The sequence below is a fragment of the Caulobacter sp. P4_E5 genome, from assembly GCF_056401555.1.
Genome location: NZ_JBFUJD010000078.1, coordinates 1 through 20,726, shown reverse-complemented (window position 1 = coordinate 20,726; position 20,726 = coordinate 1). Strand labels below are relative to the sequence as shown.

Here is a 20,726-nt window from a genome sequence, read left to right as displayed (position 1 = left end):
CGGACGATAGTCCGAAACGCAAGGCCTTGCGACCCAGGCCCCGACTTTCGCCGGAGAGATAGCGGTAAGCCAAGGCCTAGAAGTTATACCCCACCGACAGCCGCACCGAGCGGCCCAGGATCGGCCGGGCGTTGGCGCCGCTGGTGGAGCGCGGATCGCCTTCGGTCAGGCCATGGCTGTTGGTCAGGTTGTCGGCGGCGACCTGGACGCTGAAGTCGCCGACGTTGAAGATCGCGCCCAGATCGACCTTGGTGTAGCCGTTCAGCGTCTGGGTGTTGGCGTTGTCGCCCCAGCGGTCGTCCACGGCGCTGACCGTGCCGTAGAAGGTGGTGGCCACCGACCCCAGCTGGACGTCGTAGCTGGGCGTGAAGCGGATCTGCCAGTTGGGCTGACGCTGGGCGCTGTTGCCCGTGTTGCCCGGGATCGACGATTTCTTGATCTCGGTCTTCTGCAAGGTGCCGTTCAGCGACAGCGACAGGCCGAAGTCCGAGCGCCAGCGGCCGTCCAGCTCGATGCCGCGCGCCTTGTTGGCGTTGGTCTCCAGCACGCCGCCGACGTCGGCGAACTTGGCCCCGTCGAAGCTGTTGGCGAAGCCGGTGGCGTACAGCTCGAACGGTCCCGAGCGCAGCTTGTAGCCCAGCTCGTACTGCTTGACGCTGAGGGTGTCGGTCAGGTTTTCGCGGAAGTTGTCGAAGCTGGGGAACTTGTAGCCCTTCGAATAGCGGGCGAAGACGCCCGAGGTTTCCGAGAGGTCGTAGTTCAGGCCGGCCGTGTAGGAGAGCTTGCTCTTGCTGTAGTCGACGGTGCGGATGGCCAGGCCGTCGGGATAGCCGTTGCCGTCGTCGACGACATAGTCGGTGTCGAAGGTCTCGTGGCGCGCGCCGACGTCCAGGCGCAGGCGCTCCATGATCTGCCAGGAGTCGGCCAGGTAGAAGGCGTTGACCTTGCCGTCGCCGTTCGAGTTCAGGCCATAGGCCCAACAGCCCGAGCCGCTGCCGGCCGTGGCGAGATTGGCGCACGAAACGTTGGCCGCCAGGTAGTCGCCATTGGCCTTGACCTGCATCGGCTTGAAGTTGCCGATGGTCCAGAAGTCGTCCGACGAGAAGCTCGAGGCGTAGTAGCCGGCCGAGATCGAGTGGCCGCCGATCTTCTTGTTGATGCTGAAGTCGTTGACGAAGGCCTCGATGTCCTTCTCGACGATCCACGCGCCCCAGTTCTGGACGTAGTCGCCCGAGCCCAGGGTCGCCCCGCCCCGCGTCCGGACCGGGCCGCCGATCACGGCGCCCACCGAGGCGGCGGTCACCGCCCCGCCGTCCGGCACCAGGCCGTAGGTGTCGGCGTCGCCCTTGGTGAAGCTGAAGCGGTCGCGCACCGTCCAGCCGTCGCCGAACTCGTGCTCGAAACTGCCGCCGGCCACATAGCCCTTCCAGCCTCGGCCGTGAGCCAGGTCGAAGTTGCGGGTCGTACCGTTGGCGTGGACCTGCAGGGTCTGCTGGCGGGAGAGATCGCCCAGCTGGGTATATTCGCCCTTGTCGACGCCGGGCACGTTGATCGCGAACGGCAAGTACCAGGCGCCGTGGTCGTCGGTGAAGCGGGCATAGAAGTTGACCTTGCCGCGCTCCAGCCGCTTGGTCAGGTTGACCGTGAACTGCTGGCCCTTCTCGCTATCGAACTGGGTGTCGCGGATGCCCGGCGAGCGGGTCACATAGCCGCCGGCCATGAAATAGAGGTCGTCGGCCAGCTTGCCGCTGACCACGCCATCGACGCGGCGCAGGCCGTAGTCGGACGTGGTGGCCTTGATCAGGCCCTTGGTCTCCTGGCCGCCTTCCTTGAGCATGAAGTTGGTGGTCAGGCCCGGCTGGCCGTTCGAGAAGATCGGGTTGGGACCGCCGCGCAGGGCTTCCATCCGCGAGATCGTCTCGTCGACGCGGAAGATCGACGAGTTCTCCAGGAACGACAGGGTCGAGGGCGGATAGATCGGCGCGCCCTGCAGCTGGATGGTCAGGAACTCGGCGTYGCCGGTGGCGGGGAAGCCGCGCACGAAGACGTTGGCCCCAGCCACGCCGCCCGAGGTCTCGACCCAGACGCCGGGCACCAGGCTCAGCAGCTCGGCGCTGCTCTTGGGCGAGGCTTTCAGGATGTCCTGGGCGTTGACGGTGGTGACCGCGAAACTGGCCGACAGCTTGTCGACGCCCGCGCCGCCGGGGGTGCCGACGACGATCACTTCGTCGACTTCGGCGGGTTCTTCCGGACGGCTTTGTTCTACCGCGGCAGCTGGCGCGGCGACCTGGCCGGCGGCGCTGGCGCTGACCAGCAGCGGCCGCTCACGAATGGCGTAGACGCCGCTGGCGGTCGGCTGGGCCACCAGGTTGGAGCCGGCCAGCAGGCGCGTCAGGCCCTCGTCGGCGCTGAATTCGCCTTTCAGTCTGGGCGCCCGCTTGCCGCGGGTCAGGTTCTCGTCGAAGGCCAGTTGCTTGCCCGAAGCCCGGCCGAAGGCGCGCAGGGCGCCAGCCAGGTCCTGGGCCGGAATGTCATAGGTTTGTTCAGCGCGCGCTTGCGCCGACACGACACCCGGCGCGGCCAGGGCCATCAGCACGGCCGCCGAGGCGCCCAGCAGCCAACGTTGATCGAAAGACTTGCTCATTCGTCCCTCCCTCGCGCCGCTTGTTCTGTCTATCGGCGCTTTTGGTAAGTGAGACGCCTCACTCCACGGAGGACTCACCGCCGCTCGAAAAACTTTTTGGCTGGCGCTGGAACGAGCGCAGCACGGTCTCGCCCTGGCCGTTGAYGGCGCGCACCGGCAGCACCGCCGTGACGCCGTCGACGAAGGCGCGGGTGTCGCCTGAGGTGAAGACGCCGCTGATCCGCAAGGACGCGACCGTCGGGTCGCCGATCCGCAGCTTCTCGCGGGCGTAGCGGTTCACCCGCTCGACGGCGAGACTCATCGGCTCGTCCTGGAACACCAGTTGGCCGGTTTCCCAGGCCCCGGCCCGCGAGGGATCGGCGGGCATGACCGAAGCGGCTTCGGAATTGACTTGGGCGACCAGCTCGTGGTCGGGCGTCAGCGACTTCTCGGTCGGCGCGCCGTTCACGCGCAGCAACGGCGGCGGACGGCCCTTGGCGCCCTCCCCGTCCAATACGGCGACATGGCCTTCGTAGAGCACGACCCGCATCTGGTCGGCGATCCGCTCGACGCTGAACGTGGTGCCGGTGGCGACCACCAGCTTGCCGCCGGCCGCGACCGAGAACGGCCGCAGCGGATCCTTGGCCACCGCGAACTTGGCGCGGCCCTGCTCCAGCCACAGCCGCCGGCGGTCGCCGTCGTAGCGGACCTTCAGCACCGTGTCGGCGTCCAGCGAGGCGCGCGAGCCATCGGCCAGCTCGACGATACGCCGCTCGCCCTCGGAAGTGCGATAGACGTCCGGCAGGCTGGCCCGCCAGGTCAATCCGCCACCCAGGGCGACGGCGGCGACCACCGCCGCGGCGGCGCTCCAGATCGCCACGCGCGGGCCGGGCTTTTCGGCCCATTGGCGGCGCTGGGCGCGGCGCAGGTCGTTCAGGGCTTCGCCGCGCAGGGCGATCATGCCGGGGTGCGCCGCCTGCTCGTCCACCGCCCGCCAGGCGGCGACGGCGTCGTCCAGCAGCTCGCGATGTTCCGGGTCCTCGGCAAACCAGGCGTCCAGCTCATCCTGCTCGACCGGCGTCAGCTCGCCTTCCGACAGGCGCACGCACCATTCGGCGGCCTGGTCCAAGGCGAGGTCGAGGGCGAGGTCCATCTTGTCGTCGTCCATGGGTCCGCTCATTCGCCCGCCCTCAGCTGTCGCGTCAGGTGGCCCATGGCCTTGAGGATGTGTTTCTGCACGCCGCTGGTGGTCATGCCGTAAAGAGTGGCCAGCTCGGCCTGCTTCATGCCTTCCAGCCGATACAGCAGGAAGATGGCCCGCGTGCGCTCGGGCAGCTCGCGCAGCACCCGCGACACCGCGCCCAGATCCTCGCGGCCCAGCAGGATGCGGGCGGGGTCCAGCGGCTCCAGGTCGACGGGATCGCCCGCCGCGATGGTCGCGCGATAGCTGGCCCGCACTCGTTCGCGCCGGTGGCGGTCGCGCAGCAGGTTGGCGGCCATCTGGAAGATGTAGGCGTCGGCGTTCTCCATGGCCGGGTCCTCGACCCGGGCCAGCTTGGCGAACAGCTCCTGGGTCATGTCCTCGGCGTCGCTGTGGCTGGCCGCGCGGCGCATGAAGAAGGCCATCAGCGCTGGCCTGTAGCGCCGATCCAAACCCCGAAGATCGTGTGGCGTCGCCTGCCGCACCGCTGGAACCTCGCCGAGCCTGATACCGCTCCCTGCAACCCATGACGCGCAGGTTCGTCGGACGCACACCAGCACCCGCGAAGTTTTTTGGCCAGAGCTTGTCCGGGCCCTTCGGAACCGGCGGCTCGGCCGCGCCGTTGGCGTCCCGATGCGGATCGCCACCTTCAACATCAACGGCGTCAACGGCCGGCTCTCGGCGCTGCTGCGCTGGCTGGACGAGGACAAGCCCGACGTCGCCTGCCTGCAAGAGCTGAAGGCGCCGCAGGATCGGTTTCCGCAAGACGCGATCCGCGAGGCCGGCTACGGCGCCATCTGGCACGGCCAGAGCGCTTGGAACGGCGTGGCGATCCTGGCGCGCGGCGACAAGCCGGTGGAGCGCCGGCGCGGCCTGCCCGGCGATCCGGACGACCCGCACAGCCGCTATATCGAGGCCGAGGTCGGCGATCTGATCGTCGGCTGCCTTTACGCACCCAACGGCAACCCCGCCCCAGGGCCGAAGTTCGACTACAAGCTGAAATGGTACGCGCGCTTCCTGCTGCACGCCGAGGACCTGCTGGCCGAGCAGCGACCGGTGATCCTGGCCGGCGACTACAACATCATCCCCACCGACCTGGACGTCTATGTCCCCGACCGCTGGCGCGACGACGCCCTGTTCCGGCCCGAGGTGCGGACCGCCTATCGCTACATGCTCGACCAGGGCTGGACCGACGCTCTGCGGACGCTGCATCCGGACGAACGGATCTACACTTTCTGGGATTACCTGCGCCGCCGCTTCGATCGCGACGCCGGCCTGCGGATCGACCACCTGATGCTGGACCCGATCCTGGCCCCGCGCCTGGTCGCCGCCGGGGTCGACCGGCACGTGCGGGCTCGCGAAAAGCCCAGTGACCACGCGCCGGTCTGGGTGGAGTTGGGGGAGTAGAGGTTCGAACTTCAGAACCCATTTCCAGTGTCATCCCGGCCGCAGCGAAGCGGAGAGCCGGGATCCAGGGACCACCGCACAGGGCTGGCCCCTGGGTCCCGGACAGCCTCTGCGAGGCTTCCGGGATGACACGGGATTTTGGGCTCTGAGTTATTGCCTAAGCCGCCAGCAGCTCATCGGCCGGGCCGAAGAACTCGTAGTGGATCCGGTCGGACGGCACGCCCGCCGCGACCAGGCCGCCGACCAGGCTGCGCAGGAACGGCTTGGGGCCGCACAGGTAGAAGTCGGCGGTGTCGAACGGCGTCTCCGCCTTCAGCCAGTCGATCGAGACGAAGCCTTCGACGTCGTGGGTCTGGCCCAGCACATCGGCCGCGCCCGGCTCGCTGTAGAAGGTGGCGACCTTGGCGCGGCCGTGGGCGGCGGCCAGGATCTTGACCTGCGCGCCCAGGGCATGGACGTCGCCGTTCAGTGCGCCGTGGACGAAGTGGGCCTCCAGTTCCGGATGGTCGGCGGCGATGGCCTCCAGCATGGCCACCATCGGCGTCAGGCCGACGCCGCCGCTCAACAGCACCACCGGACGCTCGGCGGCCTTGAAGTGGAAGTCGCCGGCCGGCGGGGTGGCCATCAGGACGTCGCCGACCTGGATGGCGTCGTGCAGGTGGCCCGAAGCCAGGCCGTTGGTCTCACGCTTGACCGAGATCCGGTAGGTCTCGCCGTTGGCGGCCTGCGAGATCGAGTAGTTGCGCTTGACGCCCTTCTCGGTCGGCGTGTCGAAGCTGAAGGTCAGGTACTGGCCAGGCTTGTGGACCACGACCTTGCCGCCGTCCTCGGGCCGCAGCACGAACGAGGTGATCACCGCGCTCTCGCGGATCTTCTTCTCGACGACGAAGGCGCGCCAGCCGCTCCAGCCGCCCTCCTGGGCCTCGATCTCTTGGCGGATGCCGGCCTCGCGGCCCATCAGGATGTTGGCCAGGGCCCAGTAGGCCTCGCCCCAGGCCTGCAGGATTTCATCGGTGGCGGCGTCGCCCAGCACGTCCTTGATCGCGCCCAGAAGGGCCGTGGCGACGTAGGGATAGTGCTCGGGCAGGATGTTGTAGCCGATGTGCTTCTGGGCCATGCGCTCGACGGCCGCGCCCAGGACGCCCAGGTTGTCGATGTTCTTGGCGTAGGCCAGCACCGCGCCGGCCAGGGCCTTTACCTGCGCGCCGGACTCCTGGTTGGCCTGGTTGAACAGCGCGCGGATGTGGGCGTCCTGGAACAGGCGCGCGTACATGGCGGTGGTGATCGCCGCGCCGTGCTCGGCCAGGGCCGGGACCGTGGCCTTGACCAGGGAGATCGTCTTGTCGCTCAGCGGGGTCGTCATGGGAGGCGCTCTTCTTTATAAGATGCAGACAATATGCATCTATATCCACGCCAGAGCTGGAACAAGAAAAGATGCCCCTTAAGTACCTGTTTAGCCGCGCTCCGCTCGACGCCGCCGATCCAGAACTGTAAGCGAGCCTCCAGATGCGCCTGACCCGCTACACCGACTATGCGATCCGCGTGCTGCTGCACCTGGCCGCGCACGATGACCAGACGGTCTCGATCCAGGAGATCGCCCGCGCCTATGGCATCTCCAAGGACCACCTGATGAAGGTGGTGCAGCAGCTGTCCAAGGCCGGTTTCGTCGCCGCCCAGCGCGGGCGCGGCGGTGGACTGCGATTGGGCAAGCCGGCCTCGGAGATCCGCATCGGCGACGTGGTGCGTCAGACCGAGGACGGCTTCCAGCTGGTGGATTGTGGAAGCTGCAAGGTCGCGCCCGTCTGCGGCCTGCCCCGCACGCTGAACGAGGCCACCGCCGCCTTCCTGGCCGTGCTGGACGCCCAGACCCTGGACGCGATCGTCGCCGACCAAGCCGCCGCGCGGCGGCTGCTGACCCTGGCCTCGTAGCGATTGCGGCGCGCCAATATTTCCATTATTCTAGAAATATGGAAATGAAACTGGCGATCGACCGCTTGTCCGCACTGGCCCATCCGGCGCGTCTGGCGGCCTTCCGCCTGCTGATCAAGGCCGGCGCCGACGGCCTGCCCGCCGGCGAGATCGGCCGCCTGATCGGCGTTCCGCCCAGCACCCTGTCGAGCCAGCTGGCCATCCTGGAGCGCGCGGGCCTGACCCGCTCGCGGCGCGAGGGCCGATCGATCCTGCACGCGGCCGACTACACGGCGATGAGCGTCTTGGTCGCCTACCTGGCCGAGGACTGTTGCGCCGGCGCGCCCGAGGGCTGCCTGCCGACCACCGCCTTCGCGTGCCGGTCGTGAGCTCGCTGAGCCGCCGCCTCGCCGCCGAGGCCCTGGGGACCGCCCTGCTGCTGGCCGTCGTGGTCGGGTCGGGCGTGATGGGCCAGACCTTGGCCCCGGACCAGGACGCCCTGGCCCTGTTGGGCAACACCCTGGCCACCGGCGCGGCGCTGGTCGTGCTGATCACCATCTTCGGCCCGGTCAGCGGCGCGCACTTCAATCCCGTGGTGACGGCCGCCATGGTCGCCCGCCGGGAAATCGCGCCCAGCCACGCCGCGCTCTATGTCGTCGCCCAGATCGGCGGCGCCCTGGCCGGCGTCTGGATCGCCCACGCCATGTTCGGCCAGGCGATCCTGCAGGTTTCGACCCACGCCCGCGACGGCGGGTCCCAGGTCCTGTCCGAGGCCGTCGCCACCTTCGGCCTGATGGCCACGATCCTGGGGACTTCACGGTTCAAGCCGAGCATGACGGCGGCCTGCGTCGGGCTTTACATCACCGCCGCCTACTGGTTCACCGCCTCGACCTCGTTCGCGAATCCGGCGGTGACCCTGGCGCGCGGCCTGACCGACACCTTCTCCGGCATAGCGCCGGGCTCGATCCTGGGCTTCGTCCTGGGCCAGGTCGTCGGCGCCGCCCTGGCGCTCGCCGTCTTCGACTGGATGTTCAAGCAGGAACCCGCATGACCGCCTTCCCCGTCACCATCTTCCACAATCCCAAGTGCGGCACCTCGCGCAACGTCGTGGCCATGGTCGAGGCCGCCGGCTATGCGCCGACCATCGTCGAATACGTGAAGCAAGGCTGGACCCGCGAGCAGTTGCTGGATCTCGCCGCTCGCTCGGGCCTGACGGTGCGCGAGCTGATGCGCGAGAAAGGCACGCCCGCCGAGGACCTGGGCCTGCTCGAAGAAGGCGTCGCCGACGACGTCATCCTGGCGGCGATGGTCGAGCACCCGATCCTGGTCAACCGCCCGATCGTCGCGACGCCCAAGGGCGTGGCCCTGGCGCGGCCGTCCGAGAAGGTCTTCGACCTGCTGGACAATGTCCCCGAAAGCTTCACCAAGGAGGATGGCGAGGTCGTTAAACGGTAGAGGTTTGTCCGCATACGGACGCTGTCGTAAAACTGTCGTCGAACTGTGACAAAAGCCCGGTCATCGGTCCGGCATGCTCCCCCAAGTCACCGGACGACACAGGATTTTGACGACATGAACAAGCTCATTGGCGCGGTCGCGACCGTCGCCCTGCTCGCCGTCGCCGACAACGCCTACGCAGCCCGCGACTATGTCTGGGCGGCCGGCTCCTCGACCGTGTTCCCGTTCTCGACGCGCGTCGCCGAGAACTATTCGAAGAAGACCGGCAAGAAGTCGCCCAAGGTGGAGAGCCTGGGCACCGGCGGCGGCATCAAGATGTTCTGCGGCGGCACGGGCGAGAAGTTCCCCGACATCGCCAACGCCTCGCGCCCGATGAAGAAGTCCGAGTTCCAGGCCTGCCAGAAGGCCGGGGTGAAGGACATCGTCGAGATCAAGATCGGCTTCGACGGCATCGTCGTGGCGGTCGATAAGAAGGGCCCGGACTTCAACTTCAAGCTCGAGCAGCTGTACCTGGGCCTGGCCGACCAGACCCTGCGCGGCGGCCAGCTGGTCAAGCAGCCCTACAAGAACTGGAACGAGGTCGGGCCCAGCCTGCCCAAGGCCCGCATCCTGGCCTACGGCCCGCCGCCCACCTCGGGCACCCGTGACGCCTTCGTCGAGCTGGCCATGGAGGGCGGCGCCGCCAAGCTGCCGACCCTGGCCAAGCTGAAGGCCGACGACGAGAAGAAGTTCAAGGCCACCGTCTCGCCGATGCGCACCGACGGCGCCTGGGTCGACGCCGGCGAGAACGACAACGCCATTGTCGGCACGATCGAGAAGACCCCCAACGCCCTGGGCGTGTTCGGCTATTCGTTCCTGGAAGAGAACGCCTCGCGCATCAAGGGCGCGTCGGTCAACGGCGTGAAGCCGACGGCCCAGGCCATCGCCAGCGGCCAGTATCCGCTGTCGCGTTCGCTCTACGTCTACGTGAAGAAGTCGCAGGTCGGCGTGACGCCGGGCCTGAAGGAGTTCGTCACCGAGTTCGTGTCGGACGCCGCCACCGGTCGCGGCGGCTATCTGCAAGGCCGCGGCCTGATCCCGCTGCCGCCGCCGCAGCACCAAGCCATGAAGGGCAAGGCCGGCGCTCTGCCGCCCATGCCGATGCCGAAGGACTAAGCGCCCTCAAGCGCCAAGCATGGAAAGGCGGTGGCTTCGGCCGCCGCCTTTTTCATTTGGGTTCGACGTCATGGCCGTACGGCTTGGCGTCGTCGCAGATCTCGTACCAGGGCGGCTTGTCGGGCGCGTATTCGTGGAAGTCCATCCGCACGCCCGGGTCGTCGTCCAGGCAGTTGGCGGCGATGGCCACCACCCGCGCGCCATCGGGATCGCCCAGCGATGTGCCGCAGCGCCGGCAGAAGGCGCGGCTGAACGTCATCGGCGGCTTGGGCTGGTAGCGGACCAGCAGTTCCCTGCCCGCCAGCCAGTGGAACGCCTCGGTCCGCACGTAGACATAGGTGCTGGAGCCGGCCTTGCGGCAGCGCGAGCAGTGGCAGGCCCCCATCATGGCCGGTCGCTCGAACAGCTCGAAGCGGACGCCGCCGCAGCAGCAACTTCCCTTGATCGTCAATACGCATCTCCTTGAACCCTCAAGGAAACTGCGCCTCCCCTGTCGCCAGCTTGGTGTCAGCAGGGTGTGGGGGGCGGTTGAGGCGAGTTGTCGCGGGGGTGAACCCCTTCTCCCCTTGCGGGAGAAGGTGTCGCCGTAGGCGACGGATGAGGGGTCGAAAGGCCTTTCAGCCTACGCCCTGCATATCCACTGTCGCGGCGGTTTCTACCTTCCACCCCTCACCCGACCCGCTTCGCGGGCCACCCTCTCCCGCAAGGGGAGAGGGGAATTCTTACGGCCGCGCCCGCGACGTCATGCCGGCGGCGGCGGCGTCGTCGGCGACTTGCGGATCCAGCGCCTGGGGCTGGGCGGCCGGGCGATCGGCGCGGGCAGCGGCCGCGGGAACCTCGGCGATCGGCGCGGAGGTCTCCATCTTGTGCGGGGCCGGCTGGGACGAGATCGACTTGGCGCTCATCGCCGCGGTCGCAGCGTCGTCGGCGGCGGTGCGGACCTCGGACGGGCCGTCCTCGTAGCCGCCGCCGCTGGAGGTCAGGAACAGGATGGTCCCGAACGTCGCCAAGACCCCGACGATGAAGCCAAGAATGACCCAACCGAACGGATTGCCGCGACGCTCGCTCATCTAACTCTTCCCTACTAGGTCCCCGACCACTTGCGGACGGGACCGACGTCGACGTGCACGAACTTGCTGCTGGGATAATAACCCACGCCGCCGCGTCCGAGATCCAGGGCCGCGGCCCTTACGTGTTCGAGCGCGACATCCTCCAGATAGATGTCCATGGCCTTGCCGTCCATGTGCAAGCTGCGCTTGGCGACCTCGCCGCTGCGTTCGGACAACAGCCTGTTGGTCGCCGGCGAGCGATAGCCGGAGATGACCTGGAACGGGCTCTTGGCCTCGGTCTTCTTGGCGATCTGATCGAGGATGTCGTAGAGGCCCGGATTCATCGGGTGGACCTCGTCGTTGCGGTAGTCGCGCAGCACCTTGTTCAAGGCGTTGACGGCGTCGGGAACGTAGGCGCCGTTGTCCCAATAGACCGCTTCCAGCTTTTCGCCGGTATGGATGTTGTGCAGATGGACCCAGCGCAGATCGACCGCCGCCTTGACCACGGGCGCCTCGACGGGCGTCGGGCGCAGGGCGATTGGCGCAGCCGGAACCGGGCGGGCGGCCGGGATTTTACCCTCAAGGATATCGCCGATGATGTCGTCGTCGGCGCGCGCCGCCAACGGCAGAAGTCCAGCCCCGAAAGCGCCCAGCCCCCACTGGAGCAGCTTACGTCGATGCATGCGTTTACGCCCTTACCCGACACTAAAGAGCGGTAAGGACACCCCAGGAAGATTAAGAAAGCAAGCTGAGCAGGGTCAGAGTGCGGCGATCCGCTGCACCAGCTCGCGATCCCAGCCATACGGGTCCTGGCGGAAATTCACCTGCCCGTCGGGGGTCACATAGGCCGTCCAGTACAACAGGAAGACCGCGATCTGCTGGGGCAGCTTGGCCCGCACGGTGTCGCCCGAGGCGATGGTTTCGTCGATCTTTTCGGGCGTCCAGAGCGGGTCGCCCTCCATCAGCGCCTTGGCCAGTTCGATCGGCTTTTGCAGACGCACGCAGCCGTGGCTGGCCAGGCGGCTGAAGCTGTCGAACCGCGAGCGGCTGGGCGTGTCGTGCAGATAGACGCCGTACGGGTTGTTGAAGTCGAACTTCACCTGGCCCAGGGCCGCCTTGGGGCCGGCCTTCTGCTGCAGGCGCGAGCCGCCGTCGCCGGTCGGAATGACGATGAAGTCGTTGCGGCGCAGATAGCCGGGGCTGGCCTTCTCCTTGGGCCACAGCTCCTTGGCGGCGATCGAGGACGGCACGTTCCACGGCGGGTTCAGCACGATGCTGTGGATCATCGACGACAGCATCGGCGTCTCGTCGCCGGGCCGCCCGGTGACCGCGCGCATGGTCAGGGTCGGGGTGTCGTGGTGGAATACCGACAGGATGGCGGCGGCGACGTTCACCTGGATGCGATCGGCCGGCAGCACCTGCGGCAGCCAGCGCCAGCGCTCCATGTTGGCGACGATCTGGTCGACGCGCCGCTCGACCGGCGTGTTCAGGGCGTCCAGGGTCTTCTTGTCGACGATGCCGTTGGGATTGAGGCCGAAGCGCTTCTGGGCCCGCTGCACGGCCTGGGTCAGGGCGGCGTCGAAGATCGGGGCGGCGTCGACGGCGATGGTCGGGTCCTCGGCGGCCAGGCGGGCCTCCAGCGCCACGACGCGGGCCCCGGTCGCGCCTTCCTTCAGGTCCGGGCCGGGCGTCAGGGGCGGCCAGCCGCCCCGAGCGGCGATGTCGCGATAGGTGGCCAGGCCCGTGCGCAGGGTCTGGTAGCCGGTATAGGGCGGCGGCAGGCCGTCCAGCCATTCGGCCAGGCGATCCTGCTGCGCGGCCAGGACGAAGTCGGCGGTCGGGTCGTAGGGCGCGGGGCGCAGGCCCCACTCGTTCATGAAGCCGCTGGCCGGCAGACGGCCGGTGCGCACGGCGCGGGCATAGGCCAGGGTCAGGCCGACCAGCTGGTTCTGGCCGGCGGCGCGGGCGGCCGGATCGCGGCTCAGATAGAGGCTGATGGCCTGGTCAGGCGCGAAGGCCCCCAGCTCGAAGCCGTGGGTATAGGCGTCGCCCAGCACCCGGCGCAGCACCTCGACCTGGTCGGCGCGTAGCTGCACGCTGGACAGGTCAGGCTGGAAGATCGAGGTGCGCGGCGCCTGGATCAGCGGGACCGACTGCACGGGCCTGCCGCCGGCCAGCGGCGGGCGCTGCGACTGGGCCTGGGCCGGCGCGAGAGACAGCAGGCACAGCGCCACAGCCAGGACGCCGCAGGATCTCGATACTCGCATCACCGTCGAACAGCCCGCCGCACACGCGCGGCCAGGCCGCGTTAAGGATCCAAATGGCCGACGCCGGCCCTTGCCGTCAACGCGAGTAGCGTGGAAGGCGAACCTTCCCGGCGTTTCGCGAAGACGTTTTTCGAGAACAGGAACCCTCAAGCCACACCGTTGGTTTCACCCAGATCGGGTTACGGGCCGCCAAGGGGACAAAAGCTTGAACAAGTCGCTCGACCTCTTCCCGATCGGCAATTGCGCGGTCAGCGCGTTGATCGACACCGCCGGCCGCTTCGTCTGGGGCTGCGCGCCGCGCGTCGATTCCGACCCGGTGTTCAGCGCCCTGCTGGACAACGCCGATCCCGCCGGCCCGGACGCCAAGGGCCTGTGGGAAGTCCAGGTCGACCGTAGCGCCGAGGTCCGCCAGGGCTATCTGCGCAACACCCCGATCCTGCGCACCGAGATCGCCGACGAGGACGGCGCGCGGATCGAGATCCTGGATTTCGCCCCGCGCTACCAGCAGTTCGGCCGCATCTTCCGGCCCACCGCCTATATCCGCCTGATCCGGCCGATCATCGGCGTGGCGCGGGTCACCCTGCGCATGCGGCCCACCGCCGGCTGGGGCGCCAAGATCGCCGAGCACACCTCGGGCTCGAACCACATCCGCTATCTATGCTCGGACATGACCCTTCGGCTCACGACCGACGCGCCGGTCTCGCACATCCTGGAGGAGCGGACGTTCCGGCTGGAGCAGCCGATCGCCATGTACCTGGGCCCCGACGAAGGCTTCGACGCCCCGGTGGGCCCGACCTGCGAGCGGATGCTGCGCGACACCGAGGCCTACTGGAAGAACTGGGTGCGGGGCCTGGCCATCCCGCTGGAATGGCAGACGGCGGTGATCCGGGCGGCCATCACCCTGAAGCTGTGCGTGCACGAGGAGACCGGCGCGATCGTGGCGGCCCTGACCACCTCGATCCCGGAGCACGCTGACAGCGGCCGCAACTGGGACTACCGCTACTGCTGGCTCCGCGACGCCTACTACGTGGTGCAGGCCCTGAACCGGCTGGGCGCGGTCGACATCCTGGAGAACTATCTCGGCTATCTGCGCAACATCGTCGACCGGGCGGCCGGCGGCCATATCCAGCCGCTGTTCGGGGTCGGCTTCGAAGAGCATCTGACCGAGCGCTTCGCCCCCGACCTGCCCGGCTATCGCGGCATGGGGCCGGTGCGGGTGGGCAATCAGGCCTTCGAGCACATCCAGAACGACGTCTACGGCCAGATCATCCTGTCGACCGTCCAGGCCTTTTTCGACGAGCGCCTGTTGCGGCCGGCGACGGTCGAGGACTTCGAAGCCCTGGAACCGGTCGGCGAGCAGGCCTATCGGATGCACGACCAGCCCGACGCCAGCCTGTGGGAGTTCCGCGGCCGGGCCAATGTCCATACCTATTCCTCGGCCATGTGCTGGGCCGCCTGCGACCGGCTGGGCAACGCCGCCGAGAAGCTGGACCTGAAGGACAAGGCCGCCTTCTGGAACGGCCGCGCCGCCCAGGTGCGCAAGACGATCGAAAGCCGGGCCTGGAACGAGGAACTGGGGCGCTTCTCGGCCACCTTCGAGGGCGACGCCCTGGACGCCAGCCTGCTGCAACTGGTCGACCTGCGCTTCCACAAGCCCGACGACCCGCGCAACGTCGCCACGCTGAGGGCGATCGAGGAAGGCTTGCGGCGCGGGGCCTACCTGCTGCGCTACGCCATTCCCGACGACTTCGGCTCGCCGCAGACGGCGTTCAACATCTGCACCTTCTGGCTGATCGAGGCCCTGCACCTGTCCGGCCGCTCGGCCGAGGCGCGCGAATTGTTCGAGGACATGCTGTCGCGGCGCACCGGCGCGGGCCTGCTGTCCGAGGACATCGGCTTCGCCGACGGGGAGCTGTGGGGCAACTACCCGCAGACCTATTCGCTGGTCGGCCTGATCAACTGCGCCGTCCTGCTGAGCAAGCCGTGGACGGCGGTGCGCTAGACAAATCCCTGTCATCCCGGACAAGCGCGCAGCGCGCCGATCCGGGACCGCCGCAAGCTCGGCGTTTCCGGCGGTCCCGGCTCTTCCCCCGACCTTCGCCGGGATGACAGGAAAGAGGATGGACCGGGTGAAGATGTTGCAGTTTCGGCAAACATTGAAATCTGGACGCCACATCGGGCAGGCAACGGCGAGCCTGGGACATCGTAAATTCGGAGAAGCTCCTTGGTGAGCCGCAAACTGGCCTTGGTCGGTCTTCTGGGGTGTGTCGCGACCAGCGCCGCTCACGCGCAGGAAGCCAGGCCTGCCGTCCCCGCGTCGCGAACGCCGGCCCAGCCCGCCCGGGCGCCAGCCCAACGCCCCGCCGCGCCCCAGCCCGCCGCCAAGCCCGTCACGCCGGAAGATCTCGACACCGAGGTCGAGGCCGTCACCATCACCGCCAGCGGCAAGCCGTTCGGCGCGGTGCTGGGCGACATCCCGCCCGAGGAGACCCTGAGCGCGGCCGACGTCCGCTCGTTCGGGGTCAGCTCGATGACCGACCTCCTCACCGAGCTGGCCCCGCAGACCACCAGCGGCCTGGGCGGCGATCCGGTGGTGCTGCTGAACGGCCGACGCATTTCYGGCCAGGGCGAGATCCGCGACCTGCCGACCGAGGCCATCCAGCGGGTCGAGATCCTGCCCGAGGAAGTGGCGCTGAAGTACGGCTATTCGGCCGACCAGAAGGTCGTCAACATCGTGCTGCGCCAGCGTTTCCGGGCTCGGACGATCGAGGGCGCGGTCGGCGGCTCCACCGACGGCGGCCAGCTCAGCGAACAGGCCAACTACAGCCAGCTGCGTCTGAACCGCCAGGGCCGCACCAACCTGGCCATCAAGCTGCAGAACAGCGACTCGCTGCTGGAAGGCGACCGCGACCTGATCAGCCGGGGCCAGAGCGGCGTCTACGACTTCGTGGGCAACCTCGCCTCGCCCACCGGCGGCGAGATCGACCCGGCGCTCAGCGCCCTGGCCGGTTCGCCGGTCACCGTGGCCGGCGTCCCGACCTCGGCCGCCGGCGCCGCGCCCACCCTGGCGGCGTTCCTGCCTGGCGCCAACCGGGCCAATGTCGGCGACCTCGGCGACACCCGCACCCTGCTGCCGAAGACCACCCAGGTGTCGATCAACAGCGTCACCAACCGCTACATCTGGGACAACGTCTCGGCGACCCTGAACCTGGGGGCCACGGCCTCGCAGAGCGACTCCCTGCTGGGTCCGGCCCGGGCCCGCCTGCTGATCCCCGCCGGCGATCCCTATTCGCCGTTCGGCCGCGATGTGGCCCTCTACCGCTATCTCGGCGAGCAAGCCCCGCTGGGCCAGACCTCGAAGGCCCTGTCCGGCCACGCCGGCTTCACCCTGAACCGCGACACCGAAGACCTGCGGCTATCGCTGACCGGCAACTACGACCACGCCGTCAACACCACCTTGACCGATCGCGGCGTCGACCTGACCGGTGTCAACACCCGCCTGGCGGCGCGGGACCCGACGTTCAACCCGTTCGCCCCGCTGGACGGCCAGCTGGTGCTGTCCGACCGCGCCCGCTCGATCAGCGACACCGCCGACCTGCAGTTCGTGGCCAACGGCGCCCTGGCCCATTTCAAGGCCGGCGACCTGTCGACGACGTTCAAGGCCGGGCTGAACGGCTCGCGCCTGGAGGCGACCTCGCGCCGCTCGGGCGTGGAAAGCGACAGCGAGCTGTCGCGCGGCGACGCCAACGCCCAGGTCAGCTTCGACCTGCCGCTGGCCAGCCGCCGCAAGGGCGTGCGGGCCGGGATCGGCGATCTGTCGACCAACCTGAACCTGGCCGTGCGCCAGGTCTCGGACTTCGGGACCCTGACCACGATCGGCGGCGGGCTGAACTGGTCGCCGGTCAAGCCGATCAGCTTCATCGTCTCGGCCACCCGCCAGGAGAACGCCCCCAGCATCGCCCAGCTGGGCAATCCGCTGGTCACCACGCCGAACGCCCAGATCTTCGACTATGTGCGCGGCCAAACGGTCGACGTCACCCGCATCAGCGGCGGCAATCCCGACCTGAAGGCCGAGGAGCGCAACGTCCTGAGGCTGGGCGCGACCTACAAGCCCGAGAAGATCACCGGCCTGTCGCTGACCGCCAACTACACGCGGATCCGGATCAACAACCCCGTCGCCGGCTTCCCGGCCGCAACGGCGGCGGTCGAGGCCGCCTTCCCCGACCGGTTCACGCGCGACGCCGACGGCAATCTGACCCGCATCGACACCCGCCCGGTCAACTTCGCCAAGCGCGAGAGCCAGCAGTTCCGCTGGGGCCTGAACTTCTCGCGCCAGATCGGCAAGACCCCGCCCCCGCCGCCCGGCGGCTGGCGCGGTCGTCAGGGCGGCGGTTTCGGCGGCGGTCCTGGTGGCGGCGGGCAAGCCGGACAATCGGCCGTGCCGGGCGCAGAGCTTCTGCCTCGCAACACCGGCGACAGCGATGCGAACCGACCGCCGCAGCCGCAGCCCGATACGACCGACACCACCGCCCAGACCCAGCAGACGGGCCAGACCCCGCCGACGGGCGAAGAGCCCCCGCGTCCGGCTTTCGACGGCGGCGGACGTGGCGACGGCCCGGGCGCGCGCGGCTTCGGCGGCGGCGGTGGACGTGGCGGTGGCGGCTTCGGCGGCCGGGGCGGCGGCGGCAATCCGCGCGCCACCCGCCTGCAGCTGGCGCTGTTCCACACCATCCACCTGCGCGAGCGGGTGACGATCAACGACGCCCTGCCGGCCCTGGACCTGCTGAACGGCGACGTCTTGGGCTCGGGCGGCGGCCAGCCCCGCCACGAGGTCGAGGCCCAGGCGGGGATCACCCGCTACGGCCTGGGCGCGCGCCTGTCGGCCAACTGGAAGAGCGGAACCCACGTCAACAGCGGCGTCGGCGGCGCGACCAGCGACCTGGACTTCTCGGACCTGGCGACCATCAACCTGCGCCTGTTCGCCGATCTGGGCGTCCGGCGCGAGCTGGTCCAGAAGCATCCGATCCTGCGCGGGACGCGGTTGAGCTTGTCGGTCAACAACCTGTTCGACCAGCAGCAGACGGTCCGCGACGCCAATGGCGCGATCCCGGTGACCTACCAGCCCGACTACCTCGATCCGCGCGGTCGGGTGGTTCAGTTCAGCTTCCGCAAACTGCTGTTCTAGACCGGTCCAGAGCCCTCATCGGCGCTCACGATCCCGGGAACTCGCGCGCTTCCCGGGATCGAACACGGCCCTCCGGCGTTTTGGCCGGATGTTGCTTATTGATGAGGGGGTTCTCGCCATGACCGCGGCACAGCCGGTCTCGCGGGCGGAGTCTGTCGACCTTCCGCCTCCGCCCTTCGACCTGCCGCGCCGATCGGCGCTGTTCCTGGATCTCGACGGCACGCTCGCGCCGATCATGCCGCGTCCCGACGACGTGGGCCCCGACCCCGGCCGCGCGCGGCTGATCGCCCGCCTGCGCGAGGCCTTCGAGGACCGCGTCGCCGTGGTCAGCGGCCGCGCCCTGCCCGACCTGGACCATATCCTGGGCGGCGGCGTGACCGCGATCGCGGCCGTGCACGGCCTGGTGCGGCGCACCGCCGACGGCGCGGTCACCCGTCGCGAGCCCCACGCCGGGCTCGAGGACGCCCGCCGCATCCTGGGCGAGCTGGCCCATTGCGAACGCGGCCTGCTGTTCGAGGACAAGGACCTCAGCGTCGCCCTGCACTATCGCAACGCGCCCGCCTGCGCCGACGCCGTGATCGAGGCCGCCGAGCGCCTGTCCCAGGCCACCGGCCTCGTCCTGCAGCTGGGCGACATGGTGGCCGAGCTGCGCACGCCGGGCGCCGACAAGGGCGCGGCCGTGCGGGCCTTCCTGCGCGAACCGCCGTTCGCCGGGGCCACGCCGGTGTTTGTCGGCGACGACCTGACCGACGAGGACGGCTTCGCCGCCGTCAAGCGCCTGGGCGGCTTCGGCGTGCTGGTCGGCGAGGCCCGACCGACTGAAGCTGACCATCATCTCGCCGACACCGCAGCCGTCTATCGCTGGCTGGAAGGGCTCTGCGCGCCCGCGGACGCTCTTGGGGCCCACGCATGAGCCGCCTGATCGTCGTGTCCAATCGCGTCAATCCGCCGAGCTCGGCGGAGGGCGAAGGCAGCGTCGGGGGGCTGGCCATGGCCCTGGCCGCGGCGCTGAAGGAATATTCCGGCATCTGGTTCGGCTGGAGCGGCAAGACCATTCCGGAATTCACCGGCCAGCTGAACATGCAGCGGATCGAGGGCGTCACGGTCGCCACCGTCGACCTCGAGGAGACCGACTACCAGGAGTATTACAACGGCTACGCCAACAAGACGCTGTGGCCGCTGTTCCACTACCGCGTCGACCTGACCGCCTATGACCGCTCGTTCGGCGAGGGCTATGACCGGGTCAACAAGCGCTTCGCCGAGACCCTGCTGCCGCTGATCGAGCCCGACGACATCGTCTGGGTCCATGACTACCACCTGATCCCGGTCGCCCGCGAACTGCGGCGGATGGGCGTGACCAACCGGATCGGCTTCTTCCTGCACATCCCCTGGCCAGCCCACCAGCTGGTCACCACCCTGCCCCGCCATCGGGCGCTGGTGGAGGCCCTGTTCCACTACGACCTGATCGGCTTCCAGACCGAGGAGTCGCTGCAGGCCTTCGAGGGCTACGTGTTCTCGGAAGTGCACGGCTCCAAGAACGAGCGCGGCGAGCTGGTCGCGTTCGGCCAGCGCATCCAGGCGGCCGCCTTCCCGATCGGCGTCGACGCCAAGGACTTCGCCCAGCTCGTCCAGGGCGAGACCGCCCGCAAGGTCTACGATCGGATGATGGCCCACAGCGTCTTCCGCAAGATGATCGTCGGCGTCGACCGCCTGGACTATTCGAAGGGCCTGGAAGAGCGGCTGGTCGGCTTCGAGCGGTTCCTGCACGACCACCCCGACCTGCGCAGCAAGGTGATGCTGCTGCAGATCGCGCCGCTGTCGCGCGACGAGGTCGAGGCCTACCAGGATCTGCGCGGACGCCTGGACGGCCTGATCGGGCGCATAAACGGCGCCTATGCCGAGATGGACTTCACCCCGATCCGCTACGTCAACCGCTCGTACCGGCGCGACGAGCTGGCCGGCATCTACCGGGCCGCCAAGGCCGCCCTGGTCACGCCGCTGCGCGACGGCATGAACCTGGTGGCCAAGGAATATGTCGCGGCCCAGGACCCGGAGGATCCGGGCGTGCTGATCCTCTCCCGCTTCGCCGGCGCGGCGCGGCAGATGCGCGACGCCCTGATCGTCAATCCCAACAGCCCCGAAGAGATCTCCGACGCCCTCGAGCGGGCCCTGTCGATGGGGCTGAAGGAGCGCAAGCGGCGCTGGGAGGCCCTGTTCGACAATGTCGAGCGCGAGGACGTCACCGCCTGGCGCGACAACTTCGTGGCGGCGCTGCGCGCGCGACCGGGTCCCGGCGAGGACGACGCGGAAATCAAGCCGGCGCCGGTGCGCTCGCTGGACGTGGCGGCCAAGGCGCTGCGGAGCCAGGGCCCCGAAGCGAAGGCGATGCGGGCTTAGGGGGTCTGGCAAAGCTCAAAAAATTTGTGTCATCCCGGCCGTAGCGCAGCGGAGAGCCGGGACCCAGGGGCAACCGCAC

18 protein-coding genes are annotated in these 20,726 nt (G+C 68.8%); 10 read left to right on the top strand and 8 right to left on the bottom strand.

The features are described 5' to 3' along the window. Window positions 1–76 precede the first annotated feature (76 nt). Genes AC1DSO_RS20125 through AC1DSO_RS20115 form a run of 3 tightly spaced genes read right to left on the bottom strand, consistent with a single transcriptional unit; the run spans window position 77 to window position 4,309 of the window. Window positions 77–2,644, bottom strand: a complete 2,568-nt coding sequence (locus tag AC1DSO_RS20125; protein ID WP_477070501.1) for a TonB-dependent receptor — start codon at window positions 2,642–2,644, stop codon at window positions 77–79. Between the two features lie 58 nt (window positions 2,645–2,702). Further along, entirely contained in the window at window positions 2,703–3,791 is a 1,089-nt protein-coding gene (locus tag AC1DSO_RS20120; RefSeq protein WP_477070500.1) for a FecR family protein, read from the bottom strand. Window positions 3,792–3,799: 8 nt separating this feature from the next. Beyond that, entirely contained in the window at window positions 3,800–4,309 is a 510-nt protein-coding gene (locus tag AC1DSO_RS20115; protein WP_056046042.1) for an RNA polymerase sigma factor, read from the bottom strand. Window positions 4,310–4,457: 148 nt separating this feature from the next. Between AC1DSO_RS20115 and xth the strand changes: the two genes are divergently transcribed. Further along, a complete protein-coding gene (gene xth / locus AC1DSO_RS20110) occupies window positions 4,458–5,231 on the top strand; it encodes an exodeoxyribonuclease III (RefSeq protein WP_477070499.1) in 774 nt (257 codons plus the stop codon). A 157-nt stretch (window positions 5,232–5,388) separates the two neighbouring features. Here xth and hmpA read toward each other — a convergent pair whose 3' ends face one another. Beyond that, a complete protein-coding gene (hmpA, locus tag AC1DSO_RS20105) occupies window positions 5,389–6,594 on the bottom strand; it encodes an NO-inducible flavohemoprotein (RefSeq protein WP_477070498.1) in 1,206 nt (401 codons plus the stop codon). 143 nt (window positions 6,595–6,737) lie between these two features. On the opposite strand from hmpA, the gene AC1DSO_RS20100 reads away from it, so the two are divergent. The 5 genes from AC1DSO_RS20100 to AC1DSO_RS20080 all read left to right on the top strand — a co-directional run bounded on the left by AC1DSO_RS20100 (window position 6,738) and on the right by AC1DSO_RS20080 (window position 9,749). Beyond that, the gene (locus AC1DSO_RS20100; protein ID WP_477070497.1) at window positions 6,738–7,160 is read left to right on the top strand and encodes an Rrf2 family transcriptional regulator; all 423 of its coding nucleotides are present in this window, start codon (window positions 6,738–6,740) and stop codon (window positions 7,158–7,160) included. Between the two features lie 44 nt (window positions 7,161–7,204). After that, on the top strand, window positions 7,205–7,528 hold the full coding sequence (locus tag AC1DSO_RS20095) for an ArsR/SmtB family transcription factor (RefSeq protein WP_477070496.1): 324 nt from the start codon (window positions 7,205–7,207) through the stop codon (window positions 7,526–7,528). Then, window positions 7,525–8,190, top strand: coding sequence for an MIP/aquaporin family protein (locus AC1DSO_RS20090; protein WP_477070495.1), 666 nt, complete (start codon window positions 7,525–7,527; stop codon window positions 8,188–8,190). Before AC1DSO_RS20095 ends, AC1DSO_RS20090 begins: the two co-directional genes overlap by 4 nt. Next, entirely contained in the window at window positions 8,187–8,594 is a 408-nt protein-coding gene (gene arsC / locus AC1DSO_RS20085) for an arsenate reductase (glutaredoxin) (protein ID WP_477070494.1), read from the top strand. Before AC1DSO_RS20090 ends, arsC begins: the two co-directional genes overlap by 4 nt. A 114-nt stretch (window positions 8,595–8,708) precedes the next feature. Beyond that, the gene (locus tag AC1DSO_RS20080) at window positions 8,709–9,749 is read left to right on the top strand and encodes a substrate-binding domain-containing protein (RefSeq protein ID WP_477070493.1); all 1,041 of its coding nucleotides are present in this window, start codon (window positions 8,709–8,711) and stop codon (window positions 9,747–9,749) included. A 52-nt stretch (window positions 9,750–9,801) separates the two neighbouring features. On the opposite strand, the gene AC1DSO_RS20075 is transcribed toward AC1DSO_RS20080, so the two are convergent. From AC1DSO_RS20075 to AC1DSO_RS20060, 4 genes are all read right to left on the bottom strand, one after another. After that, window positions 9,802–10,200 (bottom strand): GFA family protein, encoded by a 399-nt coding sequence (locus AC1DSO_RS20075; RefSeq protein WP_477070492.1) that lies wholly within the window; start codon window positions 10,198–10,200, stop codon window positions 9,802–9,804. 271 nt (window positions 10,201–10,471) lie between these two features. After that, window positions 10,472–10,819, bottom strand: coding sequence for a hypothetical protein (locus AC1DSO_RS20070; protein WP_477070491.1), 348 nt, complete (start codon window positions 10,817–10,819; stop codon window positions 10,472–10,474). Window positions 10,820–10,833: 14 nt separating this feature from the next. Then, the gene (mepK, locus tag AC1DSO_RS20065; protein WP_477070490.1) at window positions 10,834–11,481 is read right to left on the bottom strand and encodes a peptidoglycan L,D-endopeptidase MepK; all 648 of its coding nucleotides are present in this window, start codon (window positions 11,479–11,481) and stop codon (window positions 10,834–10,836) included. Window positions 11,482–11,556: 75 nt separating this feature from the next. After that, window positions 11,557–13,068, bottom strand: a complete 1,512-nt coding sequence (locus AC1DSO_RS20060) for a L,D-transpeptidase family protein (RefSeq protein ID WP_477070489.1) — start codon at window positions 13,066–13,068, stop codon at window positions 11,557–11,559. Between the two features lie 202 nt (window positions 13,069–13,270). Here AC1DSO_RS20060 and AC1DSO_RS20055 point away from each other — a divergent pair, with 202 nt between their 5' ends. The 4 genes from AC1DSO_RS20055 (at window position 13,271) to otsA (ending at window position 20,647) form a co-directional block, all read left to right on the top strand. Then, a complete protein-coding gene (locus AC1DSO_RS20055; protein WP_477070488.1) occupies window positions 13,271–15,067 on the top strand; it encodes a glycoside hydrolase family 15 protein in 1,797 nt (598 codons plus the stop codon). 225 nt (window positions 15,068–15,292) lie between these two features. Then, window positions 15,293–18,250, top strand: coding sequence for a TonB-dependent receptor (locus AC1DSO_RS20050; protein ID WP_477070487.1), 2,958 nt, complete (start codon window positions 15,293–15,295; stop codon window positions 18,248–18,250). 118 nt (window positions 18,251–18,368) lie between these two features. Beyond that, the gene (otsB, locus tag AC1DSO_RS20045; RefSeq protein WP_477070486.1) at window positions 18,369–19,163 is read left to right on the top strand and encodes a trehalose-phosphatase; all 795 of its coding nucleotides are present in this window, start codon (window positions 18,369–18,371) and stop codon (window positions 19,161–19,163) included. After that, window positions 19,160–20,647 (top strand): alpha,alpha-trehalose-phosphate synthase (UDP-forming), encoded by a 1,488-nt coding sequence (otsA, locus tag AC1DSO_RS20040; RefSeq protein WP_477070485.1) that lies wholly within the window; start codon window positions 19,160–19,162, stop codon window positions 20,645–20,647. The genes otsB and otsA overlap by 4 nt, the downstream gene beginning before the upstream one ends. Window positions 20,648–20,726: the final 79 nt, after the last annotated feature.

Excerpts from the sequence above, each read along its gene's own strand:
- mepK (WP_477070490.1), bottom strand. The coding sequence starts at position 11,481 with ATGCATCGACGTAAGCTGCTCCAGTGGGGGCTGGGCGCTTTCGGGGCT.
- hmpA (WP_477070498.1), bottom strand. The coding sequence starts at position 6,594 with ATGACGACCCCGCTGAGCGACAAGACGATCTCCCTGGTCAAGGCCACG.
- xth (WP_477070499.1), top strand. The coding sequence starts at position 4,458 with ATGCGGATCGCCACCTTCAACATCAACGGCGTCAACGGCCGGCTCTCG.
- otsB (WP_477070486.1), top strand. The coding sequence starts at position 18,369 with ATGACCGCGGCACAGCCGGTCTCGCGGGCGGAGTCTGTCGACCTTCCG.
- otsA (WP_477070485.1), top strand. The coding sequence starts at position 19,160 with ATGAGCCGCCTGATCGTCGTGTCCAATCGCGTCAATCCGCCGAGCTCG.
- AC1DSO_RS20080 (WP_477070493.1), top strand. The coding sequence starts at position 8,709 with ATGAACAAGCTCATTGGCGCGGTCGCGACCGTCGCCCTGCTCGCCGTC.
- AC1DSO_RS20100 (WP_477070497.1), top strand. The coding sequence starts at position 6,738 with ATGCGCCTGACCCGCTACACCGACTATGCGATCCGCGTGCTGCTGCAC.
- AC1DSO_RS20095 (WP_477070496.1), top strand. The coding sequence starts at position 7,205 with ATGAAACTGGCGATCGACCGCTTGTCCGCACTGGCCCATCCGGCGCGT.
- AC1DSO_RS20070 (WP_477070491.1), bottom strand. The coding sequence starts at position 10,819 with ATGAGCGAGCGTCGCGGCAATCCGTTCGGTTGGGTCATTCTTGGCTTC.
- arsC (WP_477070494.1), top strand. The coding sequence starts at position 8,187 with ATGACCGCCTTCCCCGTCACCATCTTCCACAATCCCAAGTGCGGCACC.